This window comes from Actinomadura sp. NPDC048394, from assembly GCF_040651755.1.
Classification (GTDB): Bacteria; Actinomycetota; Actinomycetes; order Streptosporangiales; family Streptosporangiaceae; genus Spirillospora; species Spirillospora montaniterrae.
Genome location: NZ_JBEZJL010000033.1, coordinates 1 through 12,915, shown reverse-complemented (window position 1 = coordinate 12,915; position 12,915 = coordinate 1). Strand labels below are relative to the sequence as shown.

The 12,915-nt window shown below is 72.9% G+C and carries 15 protein-coding genes and 1 tRNA gene; 11 read left to right on the top strand and 5 right to left on the bottom strand.

Features of this window, described 5'->3' with window-relative positions; translation table 11 throughout:
• Nucleotides 1–46 precede the first annotated feature (46 nt).
• From AB0C78_RS24285 to AB0C78_RS24270, 4 genes are all read left to right on the top strand, one after another.
• Nucleotides 47–931, top strand: coding sequence for an alpha/beta hydrolase (locus AB0C78_RS24285; protein ID WP_360751598.1), 885 nt, complete (start codon nucleotides 47–49; stop codon nucleotides 929–931).
• A 306-nt stretch (nucleotides 932–1,237) separates the two neighbouring features.
• On the top strand, nucleotides 1,238–2,098 hold the full coding sequence (locus AB0C78_RS24280; RefSeq protein ID WP_360751595.1) for a CPBP family intramembrane glutamic endopeptidase: 861 nt from the start codon (nucleotides 1,238–1,240) through the stop codon (nucleotides 2,096–2,098).
• Between the two features lie 107 nt (nucleotides 2,099–2,205).
• Nucleotides 2,206–3,294 (top strand): histidine kinase, encoded by a 1,089-nt coding sequence (locus tag AB0C78_RS24275; RefSeq protein WP_360751770.1) that lies wholly within the window; start codon nucleotides 2,206–2,208, stop codon nucleotides 3,292–3,294.
• The gene (locus AB0C78_RS24270; protein WP_151544804.1) at nucleotides 3,291–3,950 is read left to right on the top strand and encodes a response regulator transcription factor; all 660 of its coding nucleotides are present in this window, start codon (nucleotides 3,291–3,293) and stop codon (nucleotides 3,948–3,950) included. The genes AB0C78_RS24275 and AB0C78_RS24270 overlap by 4 nt, the downstream gene beginning before the upstream one ends.
• A gap of 1,014 nt (nucleotides 3,951–4,964) precedes the next feature.
• Here AB0C78_RS24270 and AB0C78_RS24265 read toward each other — a convergent pair.
• Nucleotides 4,965–5,315 carry a VOC family protein gene (locus AB0C78_RS24265; protein WP_360751591.1) on the bottom strand — a complete coding sequence of 117 codons (351 nt, stop codon included), beginning with the start codon at nucleotides 5,313–5,315 and terminating at the stop codon, nucleotides 4,965–4,967.
• 236 nt (nucleotides 5,316–5,551) lie between these two features.
• Between AB0C78_RS24265 and AB0C78_RS24260 the strand changes: the two genes are divergently transcribed.
• From AB0C78_RS24260 to AB0C78_RS24250, 3 genes are read left to right on the top strand one after another with little or no spacing between them, the layout of a single operon-like run.
• The gene (locus AB0C78_RS24260) at nucleotides 5,552–5,785 is read left to right on the top strand and encodes a hypothetical protein (RefSeq protein WP_151544802.1); all 234 of its coding nucleotides are present in this window, start codon (nucleotides 5,552–5,554) and stop codon (nucleotides 5,783–5,785) included.
• Nucleotides 5,742–6,800, top strand: a complete 1,059-nt coding sequence (locus tag AB0C78_RS24255; protein ID WP_360751588.1) for an AraC family transcriptional regulator — start codon at nucleotides 5,742–5,744, stop codon at nucleotides 6,798–6,800. Before AB0C78_RS24260 ends, AB0C78_RS24255 begins: the two co-directional genes overlap by 44 nt.
• Nucleotides 6,801–6,851: 51 nt before the next feature.
• Nucleotides 6,852–7,778, top strand: coding sequence for a DMT family transporter (locus AB0C78_RS24250; RefSeq protein ID WP_360751585.1), 927 nt, complete (start codon nucleotides 6,852–6,854; stop codon nucleotides 7,776–7,778).
• Here AB0C78_RS24250 and AB0C78_RS24245 read toward each other — a convergent pair.
• From AB0C78_RS24245 to AB0C78_RS24235, 3 genes are all read right to left on the bottom strand, one after another.
• A complete protein-coding gene (locus AB0C78_RS24245) occupies nucleotides 7,759–9,549 on the bottom strand; it encodes a M64 family metallopeptidase (RefSeq protein ID WP_360751583.1) in 1,791 nt (596 codons plus the stop codon). The genes AB0C78_RS24250 and AB0C78_RS24245 overlap by 20 nt on opposite strands.
• A 135-nt stretch (nucleotides 9,550–9,684) precedes the next feature.
• Complete coding sequence (locus AB0C78_RS24240) at nucleotides 9,685–10,476, bottom strand: SDR family NAD(P)-dependent oxidoreductase (RefSeq protein ID WP_360751581.1); 792 nt, start codon at nucleotides 10,474–10,476, stop codon at nucleotides 9,685–9,687.
• Nucleotides 10,477–10,494: 18 nt separating this feature from the next.
• Nucleotides 10,495–10,704 (bottom strand): hypothetical protein, encoded by a 210-nt coding sequence (locus AB0C78_RS24235; protein WP_151544798.1) that lies wholly within the window; start codon nucleotides 10,702–10,704, stop codon nucleotides 10,495–10,497.
• 231 nt (nucleotides 10,705–10,935) lie between these two features.
• Here AB0C78_RS24235 and AB0C78_RS24230 point away from each other — a divergent pair, with 231 nt between their 5' ends.
• From AB0C78_RS24230 to AB0C78_RS24215, 4 genes are all read left to right on the top strand, one after another.
• A complete protein-coding gene (locus AB0C78_RS24230; protein WP_211238580.1) occupies nucleotides 10,936–11,055 on the top strand; it encodes a DLW-39 family protein in 120 nt (39 codons plus the stop codon).
• Between the two features lie 25 nt (nucleotides 11,056–11,080).
• Nucleotides 11,081–11,764, top strand: a complete 684-nt coding sequence (locus AB0C78_RS24225; RefSeq protein ID WP_360751577.1) for an HAD-IA family hydrolase — start codon at nucleotides 11,081–11,083, stop codon at nucleotides 11,762–11,764.
• 95 nt (nucleotides 11,765–11,859) lie between these two features.
• Entirely contained in the window at nucleotides 11,860–12,021 is a 162-nt protein-coding gene (locus AB0C78_RS24220; protein WP_360751574.1) for a hypothetical protein, read from the top strand.
• Nucleotides 12,022–12,118: 97 nt separating this feature from the next.
• Nucleotides 12,119–12,191 (top strand) — tRNA-Ala (locus AB0C78_RS24215).
• Nucleotides 12,192–12,298: 107 nt separating this feature from the next.
• Here the strand turns inward: AB0C78_RS24215 and AB0C78_RS24210 are convergent.
• Nucleotides 12,299–12,715: a hypothetical protein gene (locus tag AB0C78_RS24210; protein WP_360751571.1), complete on the bottom strand. Its 417-nt coding sequence runs from the start codon at nucleotides 12,713–12,715 to the stop codon at nucleotides 12,299–12,301.
• Between the last annotated feature and the right edge of the window lie 200 nt (nucleotides 12,716–12,915).

Sequence of the window (12,915 nt, the reverse complement as noted above, 5' to 3'; positions counted from 1 at the left end):
CCGGCAATTCCGCCGCTGCCGCCGGTCTCTTTCGCTGGAGGACACGATGATTCGCAAGTTCAGGACGCTCGCCGTTGCCGCGATCTGCTGCGCGGTGGCCGGTGCGGGACTGACCGGGTGCACGGACGACTCGGATTCCTTCCCGTTCCTCTCCTCGCACAAGGCCAGCACGTTCACCGGGACGAAGAAGATAGAGGTCGACGGGAAAACGGTGAACGTCTCCTGCTCGGGCAAGCGGGAGAAGGACGGGCCCGTCGTCGTCCTGCTGCACGGCGGGGGCGACGGGCTCGACAAGATGGCCGCGTTCCAGAAGACCCTCAGCAAGAAGAACCGGGTCTGCTCCTATGACCGGCTCGGTGCGGGCGGCAGCGCCAAGCCGGACGGCCCGCAGAGCTTCGCCACCACCGGGAAGGTGCTCACCGGGGTCCTGGACGAGCTCGCCGGGGACGCGCCGGTCGTCCTGGCCGGGCACTCGATGGGCGGGCTGATCGCCGCCCGGTACGCGCCCGACCACAAGGGCCGGGTGAAGGGGCTGGTCCTGATGGACGCGACGCCGCCGACCATGCTCGCCGACCTGACCGGCGCGATCCCCGCGTCCGCGAAGGGCCCGGCCGCCCAGCTGCGGGCGCAGAACCTCGCGGTCTTCAAGGGTGAGAACCCCGAGCGGCTCGCCATGCCGGACGGGAAGGTGCGTTCGGCCGGGAACATCCCGGTCGAGGTCATCAAGCACGGGAAGCCGTACCTGGCGGCCGTCCCCGGGTCCGGCCCGCGCCTGGAGCAGGCGTGGACGGCCGGCGAGCGCAAGTGGCTGGCGCTGTCCGGCCGCAGCCGGTTCACGGTCGCGGAGAAGAGCGGCCACTACATCTACCTGGAGCAGCCCGCGGTCGCCGTCCGGGCCGTCGAGCGCGTCGCCGCGCAGGTCGCGGGCTGAAGTCCCGCCCTTCGGCCGGTCGGTCTGTCCGGCCGTTCGGAAGGCCGCCCCGCCCCCGCCATTCGGCCGGCCGCCGGGTCCCGCCATTCGGACGGCCACCTCGTCCCGCCATTCGGAAGGCCCCTGCGTCCCGCCATTCGGACGGACGCGGCGTCCCTGCCATTCGGAAGGACGCCCCGGAAAGGCTTGTCCCCCGTGCGAGCTACCCGGGATTGTCCACCGCGCGGTGACGTTTCCGAACCGGCCGTTTCCATAGCGTTCTTCCAGCCGCGGTGCTCGGGCCGCGGATCTCGCAAAGGAGTCGGAATGCGTTTGGTGAAGCAGCTGGTGGCCGTCGCGGCGGTCGCCTTCGTCGGAGGCCAGGCGGTCGCCGCGGTGGACGGGAACACACTCCTCACCCTCCTGTTCGGGGCGGCGACGGCGATCCTGGCGCCGATCGTGTACGCCTGGGTGGTGCGGCGCACCGAACACCGCGCGCCGGCCGAGGTCGCGCGGAAGGGCGCCGCCGCCGCGGTCGGGCGCGGCATGCTGATCGGTTTCGCGATGTTCGCGGCCGTGATCGCGAACATCGCGTTCCTCGGCGACTACCGGGTCGACGGCTTCGGCTCGGTCCCCGGCGCGCTCGCCCTGCTCGGCTTCATGGCCGCTGCGGCGGTGACGGAGGAACTGCTGTTCCGCGGCGTGCTGTTCCGGATCGTCGAGGGACGCATCGGGACGTGGGCGGCGCTGGCGCTCACCGGCCTGCTGTTCGGGCTGTCGCACCTCACCAACGAGCACGCCACCCTGTGGGGCGCGATCGCGATCGCGGTGGAGGCCGGGGGCATGCTGGCCGCCGCGTACGCCGCGACCCGGACCCTGTGGGTGCCGATCGGGCTGCACTTCGCCTGGAACTTCGCCGAGTCGGGCATCTTCGGCACCGAGGTGTCGGGCAACGGCGCGAACAAGGGGCTGCTGGACTCCACGATGTCCGGTTCGTCGCTGGCGACCGGCGGCGAGTTCGGCCCGGAGGCGAGCCTGTACGCGGTCGGGGCCGGGCTGGCGCTGACGGTCGCGTTCATGTGGCTGGCCCGCCGCCGCGGCCACCTCGTGCCCGCCCGCCGGCGGACCGCCGAGGCTTCGCAGAGCCCCGCCGTCCAGGCGGCCGCGACCGCTACGCTCTCCCGGTGATCGATCTTCGGCGGCTCCCGGCGGTGGATCTCGGCCGGTTCCCGGACGCGTGGCGGCGGTGCGACGTCACGGTCCGGGACCTCCCGCTGGCGCTGGTGCTGGTCGCCATGTCGTTCGTGCCGGCCTTCCACGGCGCGGGGACGCGGATCGGCGAGATGGCGACCCGCCCGTTCGACGCGCTCGCGGTCCTGGTCGTCCTCCTGGAGTGCCTCCCGCTGGCGGTGCGGCGGCGGTGGCCGGCGGTGTGCCTCGTGCTGGTGTCGCTCGGGTTCGCCGCCGACCAGATGCGCGGATACCACCTGGTCGCGGGCACCGCGCTGCCCTTCGCGCTGCTGAGCGCGGGCGCCTACCTGGAACGCCACCGGCGCATCACCATGGCCGCCGGGACGGCGCTGTACGTGGTGTTCGCGGTCGCGCTGAACCGGGTGGGCGCGAACGAGCGGACCGACGAGTACGTGACGTTCTACCTCGCGCTCGCCCTGATCTGGGGGGTCGGGGCGTGGCTGCGGTCGACGCGGGCCGCCGAGGCCGAGCGCCGGCTCCGCGTCGCCGAGGCCACCCGGACCGCCGAGCGCACCCGCATCGCCCGCGAGCTCCACGACGTGGTGACCCATCACGTGACGGCGATGGTGGTGCAGGCGGAGGCGGCCCGCTACCTCGTGGCGGCCCCCGACCGGCTGGACGCGACGCTGAGCACGGTCACCGACACCGGCCGCCGCGCCATCACCGACCTGCGGCACCTGCTCGACCTGCTCAACCCCGACCACGGCACCGGCGGCGAGGACGGGACCGGCCCGGGCCGGGCGCCGTCGGCCGGCGACCTGGACGCGCTGGTGGAGCAGACGCGGCGGGCCGGGCAGCCGGTGGAGTTCACGCGGGTCGGCGAGGCGGCGGTGGCGGCGGGCAGCGCCGAGTCCGTCGCCTACCGGGTCGTGCAGGAAGCCCTGACGAACGTGTTGAAGTACGCCCACGGGAGCCGCGCCGAGGTCCAGGTGCGGTACGGCGAGAAGGAGATCACGGTGGAGGTCGGCAACGACGGCTCGGGGTCGCGGGCCGCGGCCGTCGGCGGCGGAGGGCGGGGCCTGACCGGTCTGAGCGAGCGGGTGGCGGCGCTGGGCGGGGAGTTCAGCGCGGACCCGCGGCCCGGCGGCGGCTTCCTGGTGCGGGCGCGGATCCCGTCGGGGAGCGCGTCGTGACCGCGCCGGTCCGGGTCCTGGTCTGCGACGACCAGGCGCTGATCCGCACCGGGTTCGCGACGATCATCGACGCCCAGCCGGACCTGGAGGTCGTGGGCGAGTGCGGCGACGGCCGCGCCGCGGTCGACCTCGCCCGCCGGCTCGACCCCGACATGGTGGTGATGGACGTCCGGATGCCGGTGCTCGACGGCATCGAGGCGACCCGCCTGCTCGCCGGCGCCGGGGTGGAGCATCCCGTGAAGGTGCTGGTGGTGACGACGTTCAACCTCGACGAGTACGTCTACGAGGCGCTGCGGGCGGGCGCCAGCGGATTCCTGCTCAAGGACGCGCCGCCCGCGCAGCTGCTGCACGGGATCCGCACCGTCGCGTCCGGCGCGGCGCTGCTGGCGCCCGAGGTGACGCGGCAGCTCGTCGGCAAGTACGCGGCGCGGATCCGGCCGGCGCCGGGGACGGCGGAGGGCACCGCGCTGGCCCCGCGCGAGCTGGAAGTGCTGCGGCTGATCGCCAACGGCCTGTCCAACAGCGAGATCGCCGCGACGCTCGTGATCAGCCAGGAGACCGTCAAGACCTACGTGTCGCGCATCCTCACGAAGCTGGACCTGCGGGACCGTGTGCAGGCGGTCGTCTACGCCTACCGCAACGGGTTGGTGACCTGAGCTTCGCCGGGCCCGTCGTCCCGGCTGGGGACAGCCGGCGCACAGGGGTGTGAACAGAGTTATCCACAGGATGTGGATTGCTGGGCACCTGGGGGCCGGAAGCGCTCGTGGCCTGGGAAGACGCGGATATCCCCAGGATGCCGGGGTGGGGACGACCGGTGGACGGCGGTGGGTACGACGCCGGGGGCCGCGCTGGGGACGGTGTTATCCACAGGCGCCGCGCGGCGGGGTGGAAGTCGTGGACGACCTCTATCGGGGCGATGAGGTGCGCTGGTCGGGCGGGCGCGGGGGTCACGCCTGCCGGACCACGGCGCGAGGTCAGCCAGATCCGCCAGGTCTGCCAGGTCCGCCGGGCCGACCGGATCCGCCGAGTCGGCCGGGGTCGGCCGGGGTCGGCCGGGGTCGGCCGGGGTCGGCCGGTCGACGGAGGCTGAGGGTGGCCATGCGCGCGGTCTGCCCGCGCCGGCGGCGGCGGGGATCTCGCGAGGAAACCGCTGCCCGACGGATCGGTCCGGTTTGTCGCACCGCTCTGACCTGCGAAGGGATTCCGGATTTCCACAGGCGGCCGGTCGGGTGGCGGCTGGGGACGCGGTTGGGGATTCTTGGTGGGCGGAGCCGTCCACCGGTCGCGGGCGGTTGTGGAGGGCGGCTGCCCACAGGCTGTGAACGCGTTGTGCGCGGGCGGGCACCGGAGGCCGTCTCGTTGCTGGTCAGCGGGTTATCCACGACGTGGACAACGGTCCTGCACATTGGGGACCGGGTGGGGAAGAATGGTGGACGGTGCGGCTCGGCGGTCATGCCCAGGGTGTGCACGGGAGTTATCCACAGGCTGTGGACACTGTGCATGACCGGATGCCGGTGTGGACGGGACGGCGCCACGCCCGCACAGACCGATCGGATGTTCGAAAGCCCCTGTCGCCTGGGGATTCCGCTGTGGAGCCGGCGCCCGGAACGCCTGCTCAGCAACGTCGGAGGATGTGCGGAACGTTGCCCCCAGCCTGTGGACGACGGGCCTCAGGCGTCCTTGGCCAGCGGATGGCGGGGCTGGTAGATCGGCAGCTCGCCCCCGCTCGGCAGCCGGATCGCGGCGAGCAGTCCCCAGCCCCGGTCCTGCACCGGCCCGTCCACCTGGACGCCGCGCCCGGCGAGGTCGTCGAGGGTGGCGTGGATGTCGTCGCACATCAGGTAGAACTCGTGCCGGGGCGCGCCCTCGGTCGGGTGGGCGGCGAGCTCGGCCGGCGGCAGCTTGAAGATCAGCCAGCCGGCTCCGGCGTCGACGTCCGGGAGGCCGAGCACGTCCCGGAGGAACGCGCGGTCGGCGTCCGCGTCGCGGCTGTAGATGATGACATGCGCACCGTTGATCATGGTTTCCCCTCCGGGACCGTCCTACCCGCCTGGGCCGCGGTCATTTCGGGTGGTCTGGACATGGCCGGGCGGGCTGCGTCTTAATGGCGGGATGGAGCAGGGGCCGGTCGCCGCGACGCCGCACGGGCGCCCGCCGCGGCCTGCCCGGCGGCGCCTCGCCTCGCGCTTCGCACGACTCCCCGAACGGCCCACCACCTGCGAACATTTGTTCGAGCGCGTGCTAGGCTCCCGGACTCATGGGGCACCTTCTGAACGAGCCGGTCCGCGCCGAGCACGACCCCGCGGGACGGCTCACCGCGTACGAGTGGCGGGGGTCGCGCTACGCCGTCGAGGAGGTCCTGAAGACCTACGGGACGCCCCAGGACGGCCGGGTCTACCGGGTCCGCGTCGTCGGCGCGGAGGGCGTGGCCGTCGCGGAGCTCGGCCGTGACCGGGACCGCTGGCGGCTCCGGCACGTCTTCTCCGCCTGACGCCCCCGGCGCCCCGCGCGGCACCGGCGGCACCAGCGGCGGCGTCATGCGCGGCACCGGCGGCACGCGCGGCGGCGGCGGCACGAGCGGCGGCGGCGGCACCGGCGGCACGCGCGGTGCCGACGTCTCCGATTTCCCCGGCGGCGCGGGCGGCGGGCGAGGCGGCGGGCGGCGTCCCGACAGGGCGGTGTGGACCCGCGTCGACGGCATCCAGGGCGCCTCGCTCGACCTGCTCAACGCGCGGATCGGCCGCCGCCACTACGCGCCGCACGCGCACGACGAGTATGCGGTCGGCGTGTGCGTCGACGGCCTGGAGACCATGCGGTATCGCGGCGAGCGGCTGTACTCGGCGGCCGGCAGCATCGTGGTGATCGAGCCCGGCGAGGCGCACACGGGCGGTCCCGCCGACCAGGACGGCTTCGCCTACATGTGCCTCTACCCCACGGCCGAGCTGGTGGGGGCGGCGTCGGGGTGGGACGGCGGGCTCCCGCACTTCCGCGAGCCGATCGTCGACGATCCCGGGCTGGCCCGCCGGCTGCGCCTCGCGCACCGGTCGCTGCGGACGGCCGACGACCCGCTGGAGGGCGAGAGCCGGCTGCTCGAGGTGCTCGGCGCGATCGTCCGGCGTCACGCCGTCCGCGTCCCGCCGGGCGGCTCCGCGCAGCGGGGCGCGTCGGGGATCGCCCGTGCCGTCGCGGCGCGGCTGTCGGACGAGCTGGTGGGGCCGCCTACCCTTGCGGAGGTCGCCGCTGACCTCGGCCTGTCGCGCTACCAGTTGCTGCGCGCCTTCCGCGATTCGATGGGGATGCCACCGTACGCATGGCTCGCCCAGCATCGGGTGGCGCGCGCGCGGACGCTCCTTGACGCGGGGCTTAAGCCGGCCGAGGCCGCGGCGCTCGTCGGGTTCGCCGACCAGGCGCACCTCACCCGCTGGTTCCGGCGCGTCCTCGGCGTGACGCCCGGCGCGTACCGCAACAGCGTTCAAGACCGCGCCCGCCACCGCCCCGCATCCTGAACCGGTGCCCGGCGCCGAGCGCCGGGCGGCCGATCCGGAACGGAGGACGTGGTGAGTCGCCGCGGCTGGTTGCTGTTCGCGCTGATGAGCGTGCTGTGGGGGATCCCCTACCTGATGATCAAGGTGGCGGTCGGGGGCGTGTCGGTGCCCGTGCTGGTGTTCGCGCGGACCGCGCTCGGCGCGCTCGTGCTGGTGCCGCTCGCCGCCCGGTCGGGCGGCCTCGCGCCGGTCCGCCGGCACTGGCGGCCGCTGCTGGCGTTCACCGCGGTGGAGATCCTCGGCCCGTGGGCGCTGCTGTCGGACGCCGAGCACCGGCTGACCAGCTCGATGACCGGGCTGCTGATCGCCGCGGTGCCGATCATCGGGGTGCTGCTGGCGCGGCTGACCGGCGACGCCGAGCGGCTCGGCCCGGTCCGCTGGGCGGGGCTGCTGGTCGGCCTCGCGGGCGTCGGCGTGCTGGCCGGGCCGCATCTCGGCGGCGGCAGCGCGTGGGCGATCGGCGAGGTCATGCTGGTGGCGGTCGGGTACTCGATCGCGCCGATGATCGCGACGCGCCGGCTGCAGGACCTGCCGAGCCTGCACATGGCCGCGGGGTCGCTGACGATCGCGGCCGCGGTGTACGCGGTCCCGGCGGCGCTGACCTGGCCGGACGCGGTGCCGCGCGGGCGCGTGCTGGCCGCGCTCGGCGGCCTCGGCCTGGTCTGCACCGCGCTCGCGTTCATGGTGTTCTTCGAGCTCATCCGGGAGGCGGGCACGTCGCGGGCGATGGTGTTCACGTACGTGAACCCGGCGGTGGCGGTCGTCGCGGGCGTGCTGCTGCTCGGCGAGCCGCTCACCGGGACGATCCTCGCCTCGTTCGTGCTGATCCTCGGCGGTTCGGTGCTCGCGACCGTCCGCCGCGGCCCGTCCGCGGCCGCCGAGCCGCCTGCCGTGGACGTGCCGCCCGTGGACGTGCCGGTCAGCGAAGAGTCACGATGAACTTTCCGGGCCGGGCGACGTTGCCCGCCGGGTCGATCGCCCGGTACTCGACGGTGTGCCGGCCCTTGGGGAGCTTGCCGTAGGTCAGCGAGTCGATGACGGTGCCGTCCTCGGAGAACCGCCACGGCGCGGACGAGTCGGTCGGCCAGCCGAAGTAGTTGAACCAGCCGTCGCCGTCCACGCGGAACTCGGACACGACCACGCCGGGCCGGTCGTCCGCGCCCGTCAGCTTCATGGTGAAGGGACCGTCGAAGACGTACTCGGGCGTGCGCCCGGGACGGGGACGTGCCTGTGCCGCCGCGGACAGCTCGAACTTCACCGTCGGACGCTGCGCGTCGATCGTCCATGTACGCGTCTTAGAGCCGACCCTGGCGACGAGCGTGTGCGTGCCACTGCGAAGGTGCAAGCGTCCTAGAGCGATGTCGCGTTCGCTGCCCTGCACGCGCCGTCCGTCGAGTTCCCAACGGACGGTAGGGGCGCTCTTAGCAGGGTGGGTCGTTTCCGCGTACACGACGGATTCGGCGCCCACAGCCTGGTCGGTGGGCGTGGACGAGGTGAAGTCGAGGGGCACGTTGTCGGCAGGCGTCTTCAGTTGCGTATCGACCGTCCAGGTGCGGACCTGGGTGAGTGCCGAGGACGCCCGTACAGCGGGGTCCCGCACGAACCCGGTCGGATCGGTGACGGTCGCCTTGACGGTGTGCGTGCCCTTCTTAAGGTGAAGGCTCTTGAGGTCCAGGTTCGGCGACTTCCCTACGACCTTGCCGTCGGCCGTCCACGTGACCGACAGCTGGTGCCCTGTCGGATGCATGGTCTCGACCCACAGGACACGGTCCGCGCCCACGGGGGCGTCCGTGGGGGTCTGCGCCTGGACGATGTCGACTTTCCCGGAGATGCGCTGCGTCATCCGCTCACGCGCGACCTGGTCGTAGTAGTAGCCGAGCGTCTTCATCATGGAGTGCTGGCTCGGCCTCCACACGCCCTTACTGAAGTAGAGGCCGCCCTCATAGCGCCCTATGACGCCCCCCGCTTCGCTGCGCTCACCGAGCCACCGCCACCACTTCTTCTTCTGCGCCTTCATCTCGTCGACGGTGAGCAGCGTGTGATGGAGGGACGTGGGCTCCGGACCGGTGTACGTACCGCCCGGCACACCCCGCTGGTAGTAGTCGTACTCGTCGTCCAGCCCGCCTAGCGAATGCCCGAGTTCGTGCGGCGCGATGAGGGCAGACATGGCGTTCCCGCCGGACGACGTGGCGTACGTACCGCCCGCGCCCCCGTAGGTGTCGCTGTTGGCCATCGCGAGGATCTGCCGGTTGCTCGCGTTGGTGCCGGGCACCATGTCCGCGTACTTCTTGGCGGCGGCGGAGTCCATGACGAGCAGGCGCTGCAGGCCGTCCTGCCTGCACCCGCTCCAGAACGCCATGCTGAGCGGCGTCGTACGGCGCGGCGCGGACAGATCGGGGTCGCAGCTCACCCCCGACTCCGCCGACGGGATCTCGACCGCGTACACGTTGACGTAGCTGCGATACGACTTGAACGGCTCGATCGTCCACAGGTCGTTGAGGTGCTTGTCGAGGTCGGCGCGGAACTTCGGCATGTCCGCCGCGGTATAGCCGTCGCCCATCACCACCAGGTTGAAGCGCTTGGCCGGATCGCCCGTCACCTGGATCGGCACCACCGTCGCGTCGGCCGCGTCCGCGCGCGCGGGAACCGTCGCCAGGGCCGTCGCAGTGAGCGCCGCCGCGCCGATGATGCACGTCCTACCCGTCCACATGCACGGACCTCCTCGCGTGGGCGCGCGCGGGCCACAGCGGCCCGGGGAGCGGCGCGCCGGCCCCGCCGATCAAGCGGCACTGCCCGGATTATCACCTCAAGATCCGCGTTTGTCGCCCATGCGTGCCGGGCGGTGTCAGCGTTTGCCGCGCTGCCCCTCCGCCAGGCCCTCCGAGATCCTCTGGCCGCCCGCGCGCCGCTGCACCGCCGCCGACAGCGCCGGCGCGACGCCGCCGAGCCGGGCGCCGAGCCGCAGCGCGAACGGCGCCACGTCCACCTCGGCGGCGTTCCGCTCGACGGCCCGCACCGTCGCCTTCGCGACGTCCTGCGGCGACCGCGTCCCGACGCCCCGCGGCAGCGCGACGCCCGCGTCCGCGAACATCCCGGCATCCCGGATGAACCCCGGGAAGACGGTCGACACGCCGACGCCGTGCGGCCGCATGTCCTCCCGCAACGCCAGGGCGAATCCCCGCATACCGAACTTCGTCGCGTTGTAGAGCGACGCGTGGCCGGACGCCGTCTTCCCGGACAGCGACGCGATGAACACCAGATGCCCGCGGCCACGATCGGCCATCCGCGCGCCTGCGAGCTTCGCCATCACGATCGGCGCGCGCAGGTTCACGTCCAGGACCCGGTCGACCTGCTCCACCGTGTAGTCCGCCAGCAGCCCCGACGCGGGCAGCGCCGCGTTCGCCACCAGCACGTCCACCGGGCCCGCCTCGTCCAGCAGCCGCTCCACGTCGGCGCGGTCGGCGAGGTCGGCGACCACCGCCCGGCCGCCGAGCCGCTCGGCCAGCGGCTCCAGCACGCCGGCCCGCCGTCCCGACAGCACCACCGTCGCGCCGCGCCCGGCGAACCCCTCCGCCAGCGCCCGCCCGATCCCGCCCGTCGCCCCGGTCACCAGGACGTTCGCTCCGCGCAGTTCCATGGCCGCGATGATGGCCGATCAGAACCCGATCCGCCACAGCAGCAGGATGATCGACGACAGCGCCAGCCCCACCGCGCCGAGCCGCACGTCGCCCACCACGATGAGCAGCGCGCACCCCACCGCCGTGGCCGCCGCCATCAGCACCAGCCCCCGGCCCCCCGACGCCTCCTTCTCCGGCGCGCCCGGGTCGAGCTCGCGCTCCCAGCGCCGGAAGTCGTCCTCAGCCATCGGCACTCCCGAGGGTCGTCCCCCGGATTATGCGGCCGCCCGCCCCGTTCGGCGAGAGGGCGCGGGCGTGACAGCGGCGGCACCCGGGATTGGACGATCGGTCCGATACCGGTGAGTGGGTGCGGACCGCCCGGGATCGGTTGCTAGGCTGCGGAGAGCCTGGGGGAGCAGACACTGATCCGTATCTTTCCCCGGGTTCGGACTCATAGTCGAGGTGAAGGGGTCCCCACCGTGAAGAAGCTGCTGATTCTCGCCGTCGTCGCCCTCGGCGGCTTCGCCGTCTGGCGCCGCCTCCAGCAGGACCGCGCCGAGCTGGACCTGTGGACCGAGGCCACGTCGTCCGACAGCTGAGACGCCGGCGACACCGGGCCCCGGCGTGAGCGGCGCAGAGCCGATCACCGTCGCCTGCATCGATCTCGCCGGGACCACCGTCGCGGACGGCGGCGCCGTCGAGACCGCCTTCGCCGAGGCGATCGCCGCCCTGGGGATCGTCTCCGGCACGGCGGCGCACGACCGCGCCATGGCCCGCGTCCGCGAGTCACGCGGCGGCTCGAAGATCGAGATCTTCCGCTCGCTGTTCGACGAGCCCCGCGCCCAGGCCGCGCACCTGGCCTTCGAGCGGTCCTATGACCAGCTCGTCGACCGGCATGGCCTGCAACCCGTACCCGGCGCCGAGCGCGCTCTCGAGCGCATCCGCGGCGCCGGGGTACGCGTGTGCCTGCTCACCGGCTTCGGCCGCCGCACCCAGGCCCGCGTCCTGGACGCGCTCGGCTGGTGGGACCGCGTCGACCTCACCCTGTGCCCCGAGGACGCCGGCCGCGGCCGTCCGTGGCCCGACCTCGTCCTCACCGCCGCGCTCCGCCTCGGCGCCGACGACGTCCGGCACATCGCCGTCTGCGGCGACACCGCGAACGACATGCTGACCGGCCGCCGCTCCGGCGCGTCCATCGTCGCGGGCGTCCTCACCGGCGCCCACGACCGCGACCGCCTCCTCGCCGCCGGCGCCACCCACGTCCTCCCCAGCGTCGCCGCGCTCCCCGACCTCGTCCTCGCCTCCTGACCGGCCCGCGGCCGGATCTTGACACGGAGTGAACGCCGCGCCGCACCGCCACGTCGCAGAGATGTCCCCCGCCGCCCTCGACGACGGGACCCGGCATGCCCAAGCGACGCGTCTACCCGCCCCGCTTCCTCTTCTACTACGACTTCGAAGACCGGCCGAGCCGGCCAGGCCGGGGCCTCCTCCGCGACGTCGGAGCGGTCGTCTGCGGCTGCGCCGCCCTGCCGGCCCTCGCCTGGCTCGCAGGCCTCCTCTGGTGACCGTCCCGCGTGGGAAAGCCTGTACTCTGCTAACGGTGTACGATCGATGCTCGTTGCGCCGAATCGGCGTAACCGCAGGTCAGACCCAGTAAACCGAGGGGCCTTAGCTCAGTTGGTAGAGCACCGGCTTTGCAAGCCGGGTGTCAGGGGTTCGAATCCCCTAGGCTCCACCTGTGGAAACGCCCCCATTCCAGATTCCGGACCGGGGGCGTTTGTGTTCTCGGGGCGGGTCGGGCGGGCGTTGATGACGGCGGTGTAGAGGACGGCCTCGTAACGGTCAGAGGCGTTCGTTCAGGCGGGCTTGAAAGGGAGCGTAGTCGTGCTCGGGGAACAGCTCCGGGAGGACGTCGAGCATGTGCTCCATGTTGTGCCGGGCATGGCCGAACTCCGGGCTTGAGAGATCGACGTCGGCGAAGAGGTACTGCCAGCCGGACACGCTCTTGGTAACGGTCAGGGCATCGAGGTAGCCGCAGTAGTCGATGTCCGCCGGTTCCCTTTTGAAGTGGTGGAACCAGATCTCGGGTGAGGGCGAGTCGGCGCTCAGGCGGAGGGTCGCGAAAGCGCCGTTGCCCATGCCGGGATACTCGTCGATGACGGGCAGGTGGGAGTGCAGCGTGCGTTCGTCGTCGGTCTCGCTTGATGCCTGCCCTTGCGGATGCGGGGCTTGTCGCGGCCCGGCGGGTGCAGGTCCCATGGTGGCCGCGCCTGGAGCGACGGTGACGCCCAGTGTCGTTGCGGGCGTTGGTTTATCGGCGGCTCTGTCAGGTTAGCCTCGATCTTTCGTGAGGTGGGGGGGGGGGGGGGGGGCCCCCGCCCCCCCCCCCCCGCCGGGGGGGGGGGGGGGGGGTTTGGGCGCGGGGGGGGGCGGGGGTGAGGTGTTGACACAGAGAAAAA